21 protein-coding genes are annotated in these 17409 nt (G+C 40.2%); 8 read left to right on the forward strand and 13 right to left on the reverse strand.

Annotated elements, in window-relative coordinates; all coding sequences use genetic code 11:
• Positions 1–114: 114 nt before the first annotated feature.
• Positions 115–435 (reverse strand): DUF4870 domain-containing protein, encoded by a 321-nt coding sequence (locus NYE65_RS00940; RefSeq protein WP_057277906.1) that lies wholly within the window; start codon positions 433–435, stop codon positions 115–117.
• A 208-nt stretch (positions 436–643) separates the two neighbouring features.
• On the opposite strand from NYE65_RS00940, the gene NYE65_RS00945 reads away from it, so the two are divergent.
• The 4 genes from NYE65_RS00945 to NYE65_RS00960 all read left to right on the forward strand — a co-directional run bounded on the left by NYE65_RS00945 (position 644) and on the right by NYE65_RS00960 (position 3567).
• Positions 644–1423, forward strand: a complete 780-nt coding sequence (locus NYE65_RS00945; protein ID WP_340862071.1) for an undecaprenyl-diphosphate phosphatase — start codon at positions 644–646, stop codon at positions 1421–1423.
• A gap of 333 nt (positions 1424–1756) precedes the next feature.
• A complete protein-coding gene (locus NYE65_RS00950) occupies positions 1757–2311 on the forward strand; it encodes a GNAT family N-acetyltransferase (protein ID WP_057277357.1) in 555 nt (184 codons plus the stop codon).
• A gap of 205 nt (positions 2312–2516) precedes the next feature.
• Positions 2517–2909: a CidA/LrgA family protein gene (locus tag NYE65_RS00955; protein ID WP_340859555.1), complete on the forward strand. Its 393-nt coding sequence runs from the start codon at positions 2517–2519 to the stop codon at positions 2907–2909.
• Positions 2884–3567: an LrgB family protein gene (locus tag NYE65_RS00960; protein WP_340859556.1), complete on the forward strand. Its 684-nt coding sequence runs from the start codon at positions 2884–2886 to the stop codon at positions 3565–3567. Before NYE65_RS00955 ends, NYE65_RS00960 begins: the two co-directional genes overlap by 26 nt.
• A 40-nt stretch (positions 3568–3607) precedes the next feature.
• Here the strand turns inward: NYE65_RS00960 and NYE65_RS00965 are convergent, their stop codons facing one another.
• On the reverse strand, positions 3608–3751 hold the full coding sequence (locus tag NYE65_RS00965) for a DUF2639 domain-containing protein (protein WP_082609322.1): 144 nt from the start codon (positions 3749–3751) through the stop codon (positions 3608–3610).
• 52 nt (positions 3752–3803) lie between these two features.
• Complete coding sequence (locus tag NYE65_RS00970) at positions 3804–4892, reverse strand: undecaprenyldiphospho-muramoylpentapeptide beta-N-acetylglucosaminyltransferase (protein WP_306804678.1); 1089 nt, start codon at positions 4890–4892, stop codon at positions 3804–3806.
• Positions 4893–5084: 192 nt separating this feature from the next.
• On the opposite strand from NYE65_RS00970, the gene NYE65_RS00975 reads away from it, so the two are divergent.
• Both NYE65_RS00975 and NYE65_RS00980 read left to right on the forward strand, forming a co-directional pair.
• Positions 5085–6197 carry a mechanosensitive ion channel family protein gene (locus NYE65_RS00975; protein ID WP_340859557.1) on the forward strand — a complete coding sequence of 371 codons (1113 nt, stop codon included), beginning with the start codon at positions 5085–5087 and terminating at the stop codon, positions 6195–6197.
• A gap of 297 nt (positions 6198–6494) precedes the next feature.
• A complete protein-coding gene (locus NYE65_RS00980; RefSeq protein WP_098864279.1) occupies positions 6495–7850 on the forward strand; it encodes an MATE family efflux transporter in 1356 nt (451 codons plus the stop codon).
• A 64-nt stretch (positions 7851–7914) separates the two neighbouring features.
• Here the strand turns inward: NYE65_RS00980 and NYE65_RS00985 are convergent, their stop codons facing one another.
• Positions 7915–8688 carry an SDR family oxidoreductase gene (locus tag NYE65_RS00985; protein WP_340859558.1) on the reverse strand — a complete coding sequence of 258 codons (774 nt, stop codon included), beginning with the start codon at positions 8686–8688 and terminating at the stop codon, positions 7915–7917.
• Positions 8689–8845: 157 nt separating this feature from the next.
• On the opposite strand from NYE65_RS00985, the gene NYE65_RS00990 reads away from it, so the two are divergent.
• Entirely contained in the window at positions 8846–9313 is a 468-nt protein-coding gene (locus tag NYE65_RS00990; RefSeq protein ID WP_034307462.1) for a hypothetical protein, read from the forward strand.
• Positions 9314–9503: 190 nt separating this feature from the next.
• Here NYE65_RS00990 and NYE65_RS00995 read toward each other — a convergent pair whose 3' ends face one another.
• The 6 genes from NYE65_RS00995 to NYE65_RS01020 form a co-directional block, all read right to left on the reverse strand.
• Entirely contained in the window at positions 9504–10226 is a 723-nt protein-coding gene (locus NYE65_RS00995) for a CAP domain-containing protein (RefSeq protein ID WP_340859559.1), read from the reverse strand.
• Positions 10227–10673: 447 nt separating this feature from the next.
• Positions 10674–11111 carry a FixH family protein gene (locus NYE65_RS01000; RefSeq protein WP_063575895.1) on the reverse strand — a complete coding sequence of 146 codons (438 nt, stop codon included), beginning with the start codon at positions 11109–11111 and terminating at the stop codon, positions 10674–10676.
• 19 nt (positions 11112–11130) lie between these two features.
• Positions 11131–12546 carry a sensor histidine kinase gene (locus NYE65_RS01005; protein WP_328176921.1) on the reverse strand — a complete coding sequence of 472 codons (1416 nt, stop codon included), beginning with the start codon at positions 12544–12546 and terminating at the stop codon, positions 11131–11133.
• Complete coding sequence (locus NYE65_RS01010; protein ID WP_328110182.1) at positions 12543–13229, reverse strand: response regulator transcription factor; 687 nt, start codon at positions 13227–13229, stop codon at positions 12543–12545. The genes NYE65_RS01005 and NYE65_RS01010 overlap by 4 nt, the downstream gene beginning before the upstream one ends.
• Before the next feature lies 1 nt (position 13230).
• Positions 13231–14193, reverse strand: coding sequence for a YncE family protein (locus NYE65_RS01015; protein ID WP_328176920.1), 963 nt, complete (start codon positions 14191–14193; stop codon positions 13231–13233).
• Positions 14194–14312: 119 nt separating this feature from the next.
• Complete coding sequence (locus tag NYE65_RS01020; protein ID WP_106027689.1) at positions 14313–14579, reverse strand: hypothetical protein; 267 nt, start codon at positions 14577–14579, stop codon at positions 14313–14315.
• A 110-nt stretch (positions 14580–14689) separates the two neighbouring features.
• On the opposite strand from NYE65_RS01020, the gene NYE65_RS01025 reads away from it, so the two are divergent.
• Positions 14690–14932: a hypothetical protein gene (locus tag NYE65_RS01025; protein ID WP_034307479.1), complete on the forward strand. Its 243-nt coding sequence runs from the start codon at positions 14690–14692 to the stop codon at positions 14930–14932.
• Between the two features lie 36 nt (positions 14933–14968).
• Here the strand turns inward: NYE65_RS01025 and NYE65_RS01030 are convergent, their stop codons facing one another.
• From NYE65_RS01030 to NYE65_RS01040, 3 genes are all read right to left on the reverse strand, one after another.
• Positions 14969–15136, reverse strand: coding sequence for a hypothetical protein (locus NYE65_RS01030; RefSeq protein WP_158226060.1), 168 nt, complete (start codon positions 15134–15136; stop codon positions 14969–14971).
• A 66-nt stretch (positions 15137–15202) separates the two neighbouring features.
• The gene (locus NYE65_RS01035; protein WP_340859560.1) at positions 15203–16129 is read right to left on the reverse strand and encodes a CobW family GTP-binding protein; all 927 of its coding nucleotides are present in this window, start codon (positions 16127–16129) and stop codon (positions 15203–15205) included.
• A 730-nt stretch (positions 16130–16859) separates the two neighbouring features.
• Complete coding sequence (locus NYE65_RS01040) at positions 16860–17393, reverse strand: cupin domain-containing protein (RefSeq protein ID WP_048686713.1); 534 nt, start codon at positions 17391–17393, stop codon at positions 16860–16862.
• Positions 17394–17409: the final 16 nt, after the last annotated feature.

Raw genomic sequence — 17409 nt, forward strand, 5'->3', positions numbered from 1 at the left:
CCCCGTAAATGTTAGTTTGGTGTCTAACATTTACGGGGCAGTTCAACTCGCTTTTCTTCGAGTTTGCCTGCAGTCTCAAAGGACTCCGAATGAACGGAATTCTTTTACATCATTCTATAATATCCTGAAAATCAACGGGAATCGATAATCCGTTCCTTCGTAAGCCCTAACAGCAGCAATGATGGTGAATACGACTAAAGCTATCCCGATTACCGGCAATAGCAAGAATCCAACCAATACTATAGTGAGTATCCCTGCGACTATTGAATACACGGTGTAGGAAATGAAAAAATTCAAATATTCCCTTCCGTGGTAATCCACAAATTGTGACGAGTCCTTCTTCAATAACCAAATCACCAAAGGACCGATAAATGCTGTAAAAAAGCTGATCACATAAATAAGGGCAGCAAACACTCTTTCATCTTTACTAGGCATAGTGTCTTCTCCTCCTTTCTCATATAAATATTTACGAATCAACTGAAAAATAGTTTCATTTTTCCTCTCATTATATTCGAAAGAAGGTAAATCTGGACTGCCTTTTCTTGATATCACCAATAAAATCCGGACATGTTCATCCGTCTTGTGCATACAGTTTAAATAATGGATTGTCCTATACCTTCTAGAATGGAGTGATGTTTTTTTGCTGAATGAATTTCAAGCCTTCATCCTTGGGATCATTCAAGGCTTGACTGAGTTTTTACCTATTTCAAGCACTGGACATTTATATTTAGGTCGGCATATTTTCCACCTTGACGAGGCGGGCATTTTTCTGGATACCATGCTCCACATCGGAACCTTGCTGGCATTATTGGTCGTTTATAAGAAGGACATAATTGCCATTTTGAAAAATCCTTTCTCCAAAATGACTCTGCTTCTCATTGCTGGGACGATTCCTGCCGTGATTGCCGGCATTTTACTTGGTGATTGGTTTGACGGCCTTTCAAAAACAGGTGTGACCATAGTCTGGGAATTTTTAGCAACCGGACTGATTTTATGGGTAGCCGACGGTGTAAGAAAAGGCGGCAAATCCCTTAATGAAATTTCGATTAAAGACGCGCTGATCATCGGTACTTTCCAAGCTGCTGCCATCATGCCCGCTCTTTCGCGCTCCGGCTTAACGATAGCCGCTGGCCTCTTCTGCAGGCTGGATAGGGCCACTGCAGCCTATTTTTCCTTTTTGCTTTCCATTCCTGCCATTACGGGGGGCATCGTATTTCAGATGAAACCGATTTTTACAGGAGAAGTTGAACGGCTTCCACTCACTGCGCTTTTCGTCGGAACCCTGTCAGCAGCAATCTTTGGTTATATTGCCGTAGTATGGATGATCGATTTCTTAAAAAAGCGTTCACTCAAAATATTCTCTATCTATGTATGGGCCCTTGGCGCAATCATTTTATTCATGCAATTTACAGGTGAATTTTAATGAAAAAAACGGGCGAAACAATCAGTTTTTCATGGAAGAATGCAGACGCTTGCCTAAAGATTTCACCCTTCAAGAAAAAGTTGAAATTTGACGAAAAAAAAAGGCAAAAAACCTATTCCCAAACCGTTTTTTTTTTAGTATTATACCTTCGTAAGGTTCTTTAGATTTGCATACTTTCTGACAATAAAAATAGGGAAGGCAAATGGTGCGCCACCGGTTTCCGGTTCTAGTGGGTTCGATTCCCACCCCGAAATTTTTTGATGAACGACTTAAAAAATTTCGAGGGTGGGCAGCGACTACGCATAAGAACTGCCCTCAAACGGAGGGACGGAAATGTTAAAAAAGAGAGATTTCACAGATTGTTTTTCTCTTTATGAACAAATGACGCATCCAGATGTCTTCCCTTTCGTGCGCCATAAGGTAGATTCATATGAAGAATATGTTTTCATTACTAAGCAAACGATCGAAGCCGAAGATGCTGGGCAACTCATTTCACGAACAATCTTGGATGAATGGGAAAATCCCATCGGTTGTATTTCTTTATACGATATTGAAAATGGTGCAGGTTTCTTAGGCACATGGCTTGGCAAGCCTTATCATGGAAAAGGGTATAATGCCATCGCAAAAGACGCTTTCTTCAAAGAGCTTTTTTTCGAGCTCGGTTTGGAAACGGTCTTCATGCGAATTCGCAAAAAAAATATCCGCTCCATAAAAGCCGCAGAAAAGCTTCCCTATGCCGTCATTGCCAACGAAACAAGAAAATCCCTTTATGATCAGATCAATCATGAAGGAGATATCTACGATCTGTATGAAATCCCTAAAGATTTATACACCTTTCATATCCTTAGACAGCATGATGATGACGAACAGCAGTTACTTGAAGCATAGAGCGAAGAACATTTCAATATGGCTTTGTTTATCCTTTCATATAATGGCCGGAGCTTCCATACCTGGAAAGCTCTTTTTTCCAGTTTCACAGGATGTTAAACATAGATTGCTGCAAATCCCTATTCTTTTTAGGGATATTTTTTTATAATGAATACAATTGACCAATTCAATAATATATTCAAAGCGTCATTGAAAGGACTTACTCATGAAAAAAATATTTGCTTTTATCGTGCAGCTTACCTTCCTGCTCATCATTTGCAAGCTTGGCTATTATTTAGCCAATTTACTTCACTTACCTATACCAGGCAACGTCATCGGCATGATTCTGTTATTCAGTTTATTACAGACGAAGGTCATAAAAGTCGAATGGATTGAACTTACTTCAGGATTTTTGGTAAAGCACCTAGCCTTTTTCTTCATTCCCATTTCAATCAGCTTAATGACCATGGGATGGCTTTTCATTGAATTCGGTTTGCCATTGGCACTTACCTTAGGTATCAGCCTGATATTTGGATTCATCGTTTCAGCATGGACCGTTCAGAAGCTATCCAATAGAGGAGAGGTTAAACAGCATGACAGCGTTCATCACAACATATAGCATCTTGATAACCGTCCTTGCCTATTTCATCGGAAGGAAAATATATGCTAAACACCCATCACCTTTTACAACGCCCGTATTTTTCAGTACGGTTACAATTATTCTCGTACTGCTGATCAGCGGTTTGGACTTCGAGGATTATTCACCTGGAAAAGACATCATTACCTATTTCCTGGGACCTGCTACCGTTGCTTTGGCCGTACCACTTTATAAAAACAGAAAAATAATCGTTAAATATGCAATGCCGGCTATTAGCGGGATGATTTTTGGTCTCCTTGTCACATTGATCATTGCCTTCGCCATCGCTAAAGCATTTTCACTTCCACCATTCATATTCCAAGGATTGGCGGTTAAATCCATTACAGTGCCAATCGCGGTTGAAATCACGGAACTTTATGGCGGGAATTCTAATATATCAGCTGCCTTCGTCATTTTGACAGGGGTGCTGGGTACGATGATCGCTCCAAAAATGATGGATAAACTAAACATTACAATGCCCTTCGCACGTGGTATCGCCTATGGTACGATCGCTCATGGGCTTGGAACGGCTCAAGCTGCCCAGGAAAGTGAGTTTACCGGGGCTGTCGCAGGTGCGGCAATGGCTATCGCAGGTATCCTCATTTCCTGTTTCTTTCCTTTTATAAGTAATTTCCTATAAAAAGAACCGCAACGTCAACGCGTTGCGGTTCTTTTTATGATTATTTTTTTTGCAGATCCTCGTATAAACGCCTTAGAATATAAGTCTTATACAGCTCAAGCTTTCTTTTTTCAATTGGATGATAGCTAATCCCTGCGGCTTTTAGCTGCTGAATGAACCATCCTTTGGAATATTCATAAGCCATTCTACCCCCTCCTCTGTTCGAAAAAGATATGCTGCATAGAGGGGAATGATACTTATTTTTTTGCAGCCATTACTTTAAGCAGTAATTCATACATTTCAGCTGCCGTTTTGAATGGGCGTTTTTGACGCATCTTCTCTTGATATTCATCCGATTTTTTCAATAAATCCGCTAATGTAGCATTAAAAACCCGATCATTCAGCTCTTCTTCTTGGAGGACTTTACAAAAACCCTGTTTTTCAAAACTTGACGCATTCAGGATTTGATCTCCCCGGGATGCATTGGCACTTAGAGGGATAAGCAGCATCGGCTTTTGCAAACCAAGGAATTCAAAGATAGAATTTGAACCAGCCCTTGACACAACGACATCGGCAGCCGCCAAAAGATCGAATAATTCTTCGTGCACGAATTCAAAAGGAGCATATCCCCTTTGTTTCAATTCGGTTTTCACATTTCCCTTCCCGCAAATGTGTATAATCTGATAATCCTTTAATAAGGCATCAAGGTTATCTGTAATTAAATTATTGATTTTAACGGCCCCAAGGCTTCCGCCCATAACGAGTAACACCGGTTTGTTTTTCGTGAATCCACAAAATGCTTTACCAGCAGAAGCGTTTCCCGTAAAAATGCCATCGCGTAATACAGCGCCAAGATACATGGCCTTCTCTTTCGGAAGTTCTTTTTCCGTTTCTTGGAAGGTAGTGAAAATTTTCGATGCAAGTGGCATCGCGATCTTATTAGCCAGACCAGGCGTATAATCCGATTCATGTATGGCAATCGGAATCCTAAGCATCCTGCCTGCCAAAACGACTGGAACCGAAACGAAACCACCTTTAGAAAAAATGAAATCAGGCTTGGTCTTTTTTAATATTTTTCGTGCATCAAAAATCCCTTTTATGACCCGGAAAGGATCTTTCATATTTTCAACAGATAGGTAACGCCGGAATTTCCCAACGGAAATCGTTTCATAACGGACCTCGGGAAATTCCGTTTCGATGATATTTTTTTCAATGCCTTTTTTTGAACCAATATAAGTAACATCCCAATCATGCTTTAAAAATTCCGGGATGATTGCTGCATTAACAGATACATGACCGGCAGAACCGCCTCCGGTAAATACTATTTTCTTAGTCAAAATTTCCACCTTCCAAACTTAAAAAATCTCTTTGCATCCATATTACCATATATCCTTGCCATTAATAACTTGAAAAAGTATTCAGTGAACCGAAATCCCCCATGATGTATGTAATCATCGATTATTTTTCCTTTTTCAGCATGAATATATTATAATCTTAGTATTCTACAATACTACAAGATACAATGGAGGAGTAATACATTGCAAGAAGTTTCTGAATCACTCAATCAATTTGATGGAATCGAAGCCTGGACCAAATTAGGAATTTCCATAGGTATTTTTCTAATCTTCCTTTTGCTTCGGAAAGTATTTACTACATATATATTCAAGTTCTTTCTACGGATTGCAGAAAAACGTAAAGTTGAATTTGCCGCCAACTTAATGCTCGCAATAGAACAGCCAGTAAGATGGCTTATCGTTTTGATTGGGGTTATCATTTCACTGCACTACTTTCCGATCGACTCACCTTCGATTGAACTCAGATCGAAAATATACAGATCGTTTTTTGTCTTCTTATTCTTTTGGACGATTTTCAACGTCAGTTCGATCTTAACCATTTTATTTCCGAAATTAGTAAGTAAATTCGGTCTTGAAGTCGATCAAATCGTCATGCCGTTCTTTACGAAAATCACAAACATAATCATCATTGCTTTTGGTGCCTCCATCATCGCGGAAGAATGGGGATTCAATGTCGATGGATTTGTTGCTGGGCTTGGTTTGGGTGGATTGGCTTTCGCACTTGCCGCTAAAGATACCGTCAGCAATTTCTTCGGGGGTATCGTCATCGTTACCGAAAAACCTTTTACCATAGGAGATTGGGTCAAAACTCCAAGCGTGGAGGGAACCATTGAAGACATCACATTCCGAAGCACTAAAGTTCGGACTTTTGCCCAAGCTTTAGTTACAGTCCCAAATGCGACCCTTTCGAATGAACCGATCATCAACTGGTCCAAGATGGGAAAAAGACAGATCGCCTTCCATTTGGGTGTTAATGTCACAACACCAAAAGAAAAATTGGAAAATGTCATTAAAGACATTGAAAGAATGCTTATTGATCATCCTGAAGTACATCCGGAAACAATTTTGGTTAAATTTGATGAGTTCAGTCATTCCGGTTTCAACCTTTACCTATATTTCTTCACGAAAGCCACGGACTTTGGAGGATATTTATCAATCAAAGAAGATGTGAACTTTAAAATCATGGAGATATTGGAACAGGAAGGAGTACAAATTGCCATTCCTTCACAGGCATTCATTCTTCAAAAAGACTCAGATATGGAAGCCATGAATGATTTTGAATCCATGCGTGACTGACAAAAGGGGTTCCATCTGAATTTTTAAACAAAGTTGATTGGAGCGGGTGTTCGAGACTCCTGCGGGAACGCCCGCAGAAAGCGAGTGCCTGTAGTGGAAATCAACGTTCATATTTTACACTGCCTAAAAAAATGTAGGCAATCTTAATTAAATATCGGATTTATCTACAAACTGAGACTTGCCCTAAACGGCAAGTCTTTTTTGCATCAAATAAAAATTCTTAAAATATCACATGCTTATGTGATATAATTCTTTCATTGTGTTGAAAATTCCAAATATTGATATTGAGGTACTTTGATGAATCAGACTTATACTAAATCACAAAAGATCCGCCTGTTATTTTATATATTGATACCTATCCTCATCACCCAAATCAGCATGTATGCCATGACTTTTTTTGATGTGATGATGTCGGGGCAATACAGCACTCAGGACGTTGCTGGCGTCTCCATCGGCAGTTCGCTATGGACACCCGTGTACACGGGGCTGAGCGGGATATTGATTGCCTTAACACCGGTGGTTTCACAGCTAGTGGGTTCCAGGCAGTCCAAATCCGTTTCCTATTCCGTGATGCAGGCCATTTATTTAGCTGTGGCTTTAGCCTTGATCATTTTAATCATTGGAGCATTTTCTTTGAACCCCGTATTGAATGCCATGGACCTTGAAGATAGTGTCCACATGGTGGCTCATGATTATTTGATCGCCCTTTCACTCGGTATCATTCCTTTATTCATTTATAATGCGTTGAGGGCTTTCATCGATGCTCTGGGGCAAACCAGGATTTCCATGATCATTACCTTATGTGCGCTCCCGGTAAACGTCCTTTTTAATTACTTGTTAATATACGGGAAGTTTGGATTTCCTGAACTTGGCGGTGTCGGTTCCGGGTACGCCACTGCCATTACCTATTGGTTAATTGCCCTGGTGGCAATACTGGTCGTGATAAAAATAAACCCATTTTCAACATATCAGGTTTTCACTGAATTTTTCCGGGTTTCATGGAAAGAATGGAAGGCCTTATTATTAATTGGGGTACCCATCGGGCTCGCTATTTTCTTTGAAACAAGCATTTTTTCGGCTGTCACCCTTTTGATGAGTAAGTATGATACCGTTACGATTGCGTCACACCAGATTGCCATGAATTTTGCGTCACTACTTTATATGATACCGCTAAGTATATCCATGGCATTGACGATCGTCATTGGATTTGAAATCGGGGCAGCCCGTTATAAAGATGCCAAAGAGTATAGCTGGATTGGCATTTCGATGGCCTTGACGATGTCACTCGTTTTGTCGACCATCCTCTTCCTCTTCCGTGAACCTGTGGCCTTTTTATACACTAAAGATCACGAAGTAATGATGCTGACATCACATTTTTTAATATATGCCATCTTCTTTCAGATATCGGACGCCCTCCAGGCACCTATTCAGGGCATTTTGCGTGGATATAAAGATGTAAATGTTACATTTGCCATGTCACTGGTCTCCTACTGGATTCTCGGGCTTCCAATTGGCTATTTCTTTGCAAAGTTTACGGATATGGGAGCCTTTGGGTATTGGATCGGCTTAATTTCCGGCTTGGCTCTTGGGGCAATAGGCTTGGCTGCTCGCTTACGGTTCATTCAGCGAGTAAAATATAAAAAAATGGCATAAAAAAAAGTGGGGCTGGATTACACCAGCCTCACTTTTTTTCATGCTGAATTCAAATTCTAAATCACTAGGCTTTATATATTTTCCCAAGAACATCCTTACCGCCTGTTACCGGTATGATGCTCCCGGTAATGAAATCCGATTTTTCATCACAAAGGAACGTGATGACCCTCGCTATATCTTCCCCCGTCCCCGGTCTGCCGACTGGAACCGTATCATCCTTTTCTGCTCTCGCGATCCTTATTTCCTTCTCTTTCCAATCCCCTATGATATCACCAGGACAAACCATATTCACGGTGATTCCATGAGTAGCTTCTTCCGCAGCCAAGGTTCTTGTCAAGGAGGTCAAGCCGCTCTTTGCAGCGGCAAAAGCAGAACGATAAATCCAACCTGGTGCAGTTTCACACCGTTCAAACCCTAAGGTAATGACTCTGCCCCAGTTTCTGCTGCGCATTTGTGGAATAAGTTCCTTCGCAAAATAGAAAAAACCATTTAAATTCCCGTCCATGATGTACTTCCATTCATCGCAGCCATATTCAGTCATCGGTTTACGATCATGCATATATGGCCCTGCGTTATGAATGAAGATATCAACATGGCCAAATGTCTCCGAAATCTTTTGCAATATATTCCGGCAATCTTCCTCACTTGACGAGTCACCTTGAATCGCAATTGCCTTAACATGGTAGAGTTCCTGTAATTCATCCACTAATGCTAAAGCTGCCTTTTTACTTTTTCGATAAGTAATGATAATGGACATTCCATTATCCGCGAGTGAAAATGCCATCCTTTTGCCGATACCCGTTGCTCCACCAGTAATAAAAGCTACTTTTTCATCCACAGGCAACCCTCTTTATCTAATGGATTTTACTTAATTATACATAAGTTTATTCCATTTTCTATAATTTAGTAATTATAAAAAAGAACCTCTGGGCTTTAGCTGCATAAAATATAACAAATAAACCTGTCAGACCATAAACAGGAGAGAGGAATTCAATATGTTTCCCTGGAATTCACTTTTTTCTTTTAAGAATAACCCTAACCAAAAGGAATTCATGAAAAATATGCAGCAAAGTGATGTTCAATCGTTCATTGAAAAGGTATTTTCACAAGTGATCCCTGACAATATGCAAGGTATGATGAACCAAAATGATGGCGGCTCACAAAAAGTAAATGCCAGATCTGAACATCCTTTACATGCCGAAGTATTTGAAACCCACTTATATGTCTTCGTAAGAATTCCAATACAAGATGAATCTTGGCTAAAGAAAATGAAACTTTACCATACATCTAACCAATCCATCATCGAGGGGATTCCCGAAGAGTCAGATCGTCATGTCATAACACTCCCCGCACCTGTAAAGAAAAAAGGAGCATCAGCCCAATATAAAGAATCAACATTGGAAATACGGCTTCAAAAAAGTTTCAATACACAGTATTCAGAAATCGATGTATCGGAAATTTAAGTGGCTTCACCGGGACCTCACTGATGTTAAGGTGCGGTTCCAGTTACTTCTTGGTTCAATTTTTTTAGATTTGGGTACATTATAGAGAGCTAATGAATGGTACAATTGATTTTTTCCCATGGAATGGAACCATTCTCGCAAAAAAAAAAGCGCACCCCATGTTAATGGGATGCACTTTTCTATTAATCTATTATTTTCCGATGAATTGTTGAGTCCAGTAGTTACCAGATTCTACGTAACCTACTCCAATATGAGTAAAGCTAGGGTTCATGATGTTTTCACGGTGTCCTTGGCTATTCATCCAAGCTTGTACCACTTCTTCTGGTGTTTGTTGACCTTGTGCGATGTTTTCGCCAGCTGTTTTATAGCTGATTCCGAATTGTTTCATCATATCGAAAGGTGAGCCGTAAGTCGGGCTATTGTGGTCAAAGTAGTTTTTATCTTTCATGTCTTGAGACTTGATACGTGCAACTTTGCTCAACTCAGTGTCGATTTTAAGAGCTGCCAAACCTTGTTTTTCACGTTCTGCATTCGTTAATTTTACAACTTCTTGTTCAAAAGCACTTAATTCAGAGCTTGTCTCTGGTTTTTTATCAGTTGATTTATCAGGTGTTACTTCCGGTGCTGCAGGTTTTGCTGCTGGTTTTGATTGGTTCGTTGTTCCAACTTCTTGTTGAACTGGTTTTTGAACTGGTTGTTGAACTGGTTTTTGTTGTGCCTGCGCTGCAGGAATAGTGATATTGTATTTAGCTAGGTATTGGTTAAGGACTTTTTGCATATCCTCTTTATTCGTAGTTTTATAAGTTACTTGTTTCACTGTATCACAGTTGGCTGCTTCAGCTTGGTTAGCTCCTACTCCTGTGAATATAATAGCTGCAGCCGCTGCTGCTGACATAATCATTTTCTTTTTCATTCGTATTTCCTCCTGTGATGTTCATTTTTTGTTGTGCTTTGCTTCTGGAATTATCATAACATGCACTTTTTGTAATAAAGGCACCATCAATTTCCATCAAATTCACAGGATGCGAATGAAAATATATTTATAATCCAAGTTTCAGAGAAAACAAGCAGAAATGCTTTAACTATCTATGTTTCTGCCAATAGTATTAATACTCATATTTTTCCAGTAATTATTTGTCAATGGTAGTTACATAGAACCATTTCCATGGAATACTAATAACTTTTAGTTGACATATCGTTACTAACCGAATTATTATGACTTTCTTTACTTTTATGTTACAAATTTTTCGGTTTCACTTCGACATTTCGTCATTTTCCCCCTATCGTCTTGAACATTTTTCCAAATAAAAAACAATCCGGATTAAAGCCCGAATTGTTTTGATTTTTGATGGTACATTCATCATTTCATTTCTTCATCATTCATCTCGTCCATTTCTTTTTTTCCGCCATTTTGTTCGGGAGTGCTTGGTTTGCCTATGACGAATTCTTTCTTTGGCATGTTGTGCATGTCCCTTGCCGTTACGTGGGCATATACATAATAGGTACCTTCTTCATCAAAAGCCTTTTCCAGTTCATATATACCGTTCCCTTTATGTTTTACTGCTATCTTGTCATGGTCATCGCTATTCGCAAGCCAAATTTCAAAACTGACATCATCCGCATCTGTCACGACTTCGTCCCCATATGTTACTTTTGCCTGAAATTTCACAGGCTCATTCACTTTACCCTGAGTTGGATCGACAGCTAAATCGACATTTAACATTTTTGGAATCTCCTCTTTCTTGCCGCATCCAGCCAAAAAAATTAACGCCATGCAAAATAACATGATTTTTTTCATTTTTGAACGTATCCCCTTTTTATGAATTCCATTCTTCTTTTATATTCGGCAGGATGACCCTGACTGTTGTTCCCCTTTTTTCCTTGCTTTCTATTTCAATTTTACCATTTTGTAATTCCACCAATTTTTTGACAATGGATAGTCCAAGCCCTGAACCGCCATCAAAACGGCTGCGTGCTTTGTTCACACGGTAAAAACGATTCATGATATACGGCAGATCCGCTTCCGGAATCCCGTTGCCCGTGTCAGTTACCAGCAGTTCGCAATCATCTTTATGATGAATTAGGGTAATATGAATCGCCCCTCCGGAATCCGTATACTGAATGGCATTATCAAAAATGTTATGTAGAATCTGTTCCATCCTTCCTTCATCCCCAAAAATAATCGGGTCTGGATCCAGGTCTAGCTTCAAGTCCAATTGTTTTTCCTTTATTATCGGTTCATATTTCACAAGTACGTCTTCAATGAATTGTGCATAGGCAATCGGAGTTTTATTTAACAAAAATGGAGCACTTTCCATTTTTGATAAGTCCATAAGATCTCCCACAAGCCGCTGCAGCCTAAGAGCCTCCCTTGAAATGAGGTGAAGGTATTTCCGTTGCTCTTCATCATTTTTCACGACACCATCCAATATGGCCTGCGTATATCCCTTTACGTAACTAAGCGGGGTTCTGAGCTCATGTGCAACATTTTCTAGAAATTCTTTTTTTCTTTCTTCTTCCAAATGGATGGAATTGGCCATATCATTAAAGGCTATTGCCAGTTTACCTATCTCATCATGACTCCTTACCTCGACCTGTATGTCATAATCCCCCTCTGAGACACGATGGGCCGCAGTCTCGATTTCCTTAATCGGACTGACTAGCTTTTTCAACCATTTAGTAGTAAACAAAATCGCGACAATCAAAAATAATAGAACCGCCGCCAACCATTTTGCAGCAAATTCCTTAAATAAGACCGTAATGGAATCTACAGGAATATATGTATAGATGATACCTTCGAGGCGATTTTCGTCAATCAGAGGTATGATGGCCGCTACGATGTTCTTTTCAAACCTTTTCTCATATCCTTCTTTTTCTACGGCTTTCCCATCTAAAAGCATTTGCCGTTCTTCTTCAGAAATAAGGGTATCGTAATTGATTTCAAAAGGCAGACAAGCACTCAATTCCCTGGGATTATTGACGACAAAGACTTCGCTGTCGTTCTTACTGTTAAACCATTCAACTTTTTGCTTAAAGTCCTCGCTGATTTCACCGCCGGAATAATCCGCCCCTAGCAATGATGCTTCATTGACTAAATCCGTTTTAAGCTTCTCCACATATAGATTTTTATAATAATATTGAGAAAGGGAGTAAGCGAACAGCACGGATAGGATGATGGCGGAGATAATGGTGAGCCATAATTTAAAAGAAAGGGTTCGCCATTCATAGATCATTTCTTTTCCTCTATCTTATAACCGATTCCCCAGACGGTTTGAATGTAATCGGCCGCTCTTAATTTCATTCGTAACGTTTTAATATGGGTATCCACAGTACGTAAAGATCCTCCATACTCACCGCTCCATACATTTTCAAGCAGTTGTTCACGGCTGAGTGCCTGGCTTTTATGACGCATGAGGAATAACAGCAATTCAAATTCTTTCAAGGTTAAACTGATTGGCTTCCCTTCCACTAAAACCGTTCTGGATTGTAAGTTCAAGCTAATTTTACCGAATCGGACATGGTTTTGATTCTCTTCATTCAATGATAATTTCCCTGTCCTTCGCAATACCGCTTCGACCCTTGCGACCAATTCTCCTGGATTGAAAGGTTTGACGATATAATCGTCGCCGCCAAGCTTCAGCCCTTTCACCTTATCCCATTCTTCACCTTTCGCACTGACAAATATCACAGGGATCTCCCCAATTTCACGAATTTCTTCACAAACGGAGAAACCGTCCATACCTGGCATCATGATATCCAATAGGATTAAATCCACTTCCTCTGTTTCAACCATACTTATAGCTTCTTTTCCATTCGCAGCTTGAAGGCATCGATAACCTGAGTTCAGCAAATACATTTCAACTAGATTACGCATATCTTCTTCATCATCCACGACTAAAATGGTGTAAACATGCATGTCATCTACTCCTCAACATCAATTGGAATGGACCTTCGCCGACTTTGATTGTTTTTTTAACATCGACTGTTTCAGCATCCATTACATACACTTCATCACTATCATATCCCGCCACGACCACATCTTCATTAAAGTTCGCCATTTCAAAGGGGTTGACGCCGACCACTTTGCTTTTGACTTCCTCATATTGATCATTCAATTTATATAAGGAGCTAGTCCCATGACTAAGGACAAATATACCTTCATCATTTTCCAGGAACTTTATCGGCATGGTTGGGGCCTTAAGCTTTTTCTTCAACTCTCCCGTTTTTGCCGAATAAATATAAAGATTCTCTTCCACTTGATCCCCATCACCGTGTCCTCCAATCCATATTTCATCCTTTTCTTCCCTTAATAATGTGCCTGTGCTGGAACTATGTACGGGAAATTCGAAATCGACCGTTTTCGTTTCAAGATTTATCACTGAACATTTGGTATCACCAAAATTAATAACATACAATCGATTCGCTTGCTCTCCTTGAAGAACGGTCAAGGGGCTTTTACCAACCTTGACAATATCCTGTTCCTCCCCATCAGCATTTAAAAAATAAATGGAGTGATTCGATTGATTGACCGCCACGATGCTTTTTCCATCACGTAACAACTGCATATTGACGATCCCTTTTCCAATTTCCCAACTGTTGATCAGTTTTCCTGCAGATAAAGAGTACACTTGGACTTTCTCCATCTCTTTTCCATAAAGCAGGATAGTATCTTTGTCTGCCAGGAGCAGGGCTCCGGTAAATGGTTCTGAAATATCCCATTTTGCAAAAGCATGATAGTTTTCGTCTATGAAAGTCAGTGAGGTATCCTTGATATTGACAGTTGCCAGGAAAGATTGACTTTTATTGATTTTAGTAAATGCATTACCGCTATTACACCCCGTAAGCAGTACGATGGCAAGAAAAAGCCCGCCCCACTTCATAATTTTAAGCTCCTTATTCATTAAATATCTATTTTTTATAAATTTTAACAATGATTTGTGAAAAAAGTATGAAGCATAAAAGAATATTTGCTAACAAGCATCGGTACACACTCAAAAAATCATAATCTTTCCAATTCAGTGATATAGGCCATTACAATCTCATTTTTCATTTCTTCCGAAAGCGAAGATTCCATCACGCGTTTAATAGAAAGGTAAAATTTCTCCAATACTGGTTTTCGGGCGCGGGGATGGGCATTTTCATCCAAAAGCTCTCGTCTGATGAGTTCCGGCAACACTTCCCTTCCCCCTCCATCGTTCACCTTACGATTGTTCCATATGCTTAAATAAGCCACCAGTAATTCTTCTTGCCTGACATTTTCTTTCATAGTATCCCTTCCATCCATTACTAATTTATACATATTAATGTCAAGTTTGTAAAGACTATCTTAATAATAAGATATTATGCTTTTTAAAATCCAAAAAAGGAGTGAGTACAATGTCTCAAGTATACCGCTGTCCGAATTGCCGGACAAATAAATCTCGCTTCAATCTCATTCAGCAAGTAGCAACACCCATTAAAAAGGATCCCCAATCCGGTGAGATTGTTGAACAATATTCGAACGACTCCCTTCTGCCATTCCATCTAGCATATAATGGTCCTGAAGTTCGGGTTCAGTGCGCTGCCTGCGGATTGATAGAAGACGAAAAGACATTTGCCGCCTTTGGAATGCAACAATAAAAATGGTCAGACCCCTATGTGGGTCTGACCATTTTCTCAATCATTTCCTACTGACATCTTAGCCCGGTCTATGGCAATTGGAATGGCTTTTCCATCCTCATATCCTTCATCCAATAATGCATTCGCGATTTCTATAGCCTTTTCCCTGACATCTTTATCTAGATTCTTCATCGAGTTTGGGTAATCGTCCTTATTCCATGGCACTAATACCGCCTCCTTAATAAGAAAGTCTTCCTTTCATGTTTCCCTTCTTTAATGGGCGGTAAACGTTTATCGGGCCGCTTTCGCTTCCAAAGCTTTCAACTGACCGATCAACATTTCCTTATCCAACTTTTCCCCGATCATGACGATATTCAATGGCATTTTCATCATTTCATTCATATACATCGGCATTCCGTAGGAGTATTGGAATAAATGCGGGTATTGTGAATGTGTAAAGGAGATATATCCTTTCATTCGATAGACCGTTTCCGGAAGGGCCCTAAGCCACTCTTCAAAGTCGGTTTGTGCCACAGCACCTTCAAATGTATGAACGATTGCAGTTAAGTGTAAATGGTCATGTACATCAAGCTTTTGATGTACATTATGCCTTTTTCTTTGCATTTGCTGCAATGATGCCAAGGAAACGGCTGCATACTCCGTCAATAAACATACAGCATCCGTATTCAGCGCCTGTATCGTATATATTAGCTGTGCGGCATCCATCTCACTTACCATATCCGCTTTATTCAATAAAATGAAATCGGCATGATGGATTTGCTCTGCAAGCAACTGTCGAAGCTGCGGAGACAGTTCCTCCCGATCGCGCCACCTTAATAAATCGACGACCGTGATGATCCCTTTATACTCCAGCTTTTTGGCGAAAATCGGCGACATGATGCCATCCAATACTTCAACTGGATGAGCTGCACCCGTCGTTTCAATATAAACCGCATCCAGTTCATTTTCGGTTAGTAACTCATGAAGCTGAACCTCCAGTTTATCTTGAATTGTGCAGCAAATGCACCCGTCAAACAATTCCTTCAGAGGCACTCCATCACCAATGAGTCCGCTGTCAACCGATACACTGCCGAGCTCATTTAAAAGCACTGCCACTTTTCTGCCCGCTTCACTTTCCTGTTTTAAAATATTTCGAAGAAGCGTCGTTTTCCCGCTGCCGAGAAAGCCGCCCAATATGTACACTTCGGTCGTTTTCATTCTTATCTGCTCCTAAATCCGGTTAAATTCGATTCCGTTAAATTTTATCATAATTAGCTTACTAAAGCACTTGCCGGATTCACATAAAAAAACCAGCCCGTAAGCTGGTTTCAGACTAGGCAAATTCGAAAAAAAGCGAGTTCAACTGCAGTTTTTATTTAAAAACGTCCAGTCGCTTTCAGAAATCCGCTCCCTTTCCGCCGACTGTCTCCCGAGCCTCCTCGACGCAAGCGCCTGTGGGGTCTCGGCTAGCCAGTTTTTCGGCAGGAGTGTCGCAAATTTCTTCAATCCAATGGGGATTACAGGAAAAGGTCATTAAGGATAATCTGATCTTGTTTTAAAATCATGGTTCGAGATGAGACCATTCCGAACCCTTTTTGACTGCATGAAACAAGCCGGATGGCTTGTTTCAGACTGAAGATAAACTCGAAGAAAAGCGAGTTCGAATGCAGTTTTTTATTTAAAAACATCCAGTCGCTTTCAGAAATCCGCTCCCTTTCCGCCGACTGCCTCCCGAGCCTCCTCGACGCAAGCGCCTGTGGGGTCTCGTCTAGACAGTTATTTGGCAGGGGTGTGTCGCAAATTTCTTCAATCCAAGGGGGATTACACGAAAAAACCATTAAGGATAATCTGGGCTTGTTTTAAAATCATGGTTCGAGATGAGATCATTCTGACTTCCCTTTTTTCTACAAATAAAAACCAGCCCGTAAGCTGGTTTTTCAACATTGATTCATGCTTGAACTTCGTCTTTTTCGTAAATCGGCACCCATCCCGCAGCTGTTACGAAAATCCGGACAGCAACAGTTTTCCTATCTTCCGCGAGCGTGAAATAATGTCTTGTTGATTCTGGTACACTAATAAGATCTCCTGGATTAAGCCGTACATCAAACCACTGTTTATCATTGCCTTCAATGGCAAAGATACTCGTTCCGCCAGCTATGAAACGCACTTCATCATCTTCGTGATGGTGTTCCTGCTTAAAGTTTTCAAGCATTTGATCCAAGTTCGGGTTTGCATCGGATAATGTGATGATATCATGGGCTTTATAGCCTCTTCTTTCAGAGATTTCCGCTATCTCTGATTGGAAAGTTACAAGGATTTCCTCCTTGTCAGCATCTGTTAGATCGTATTTTTCCACAAGATGGGCAGGTAATTTAGAAATGTCCCATTGCTCATAAATAACCCCTTGTGTTTCTAAAAAACCTTTTACCTGTTCACCGTTTTCAATAACCTCGTTTGTTTCATGGAATCTGATCGTCGCCATCATTCATTCCTCCTCT

This window comes from Peribacillus sp. FSL R5-0717 (assembly GCF_038002945.1).
Taxonomy (GTDB): Bacteria; Bacillota; Bacilli; order Bacillales; family DSM-1321; genus Peribacillus; species Peribacillus frigoritolerans.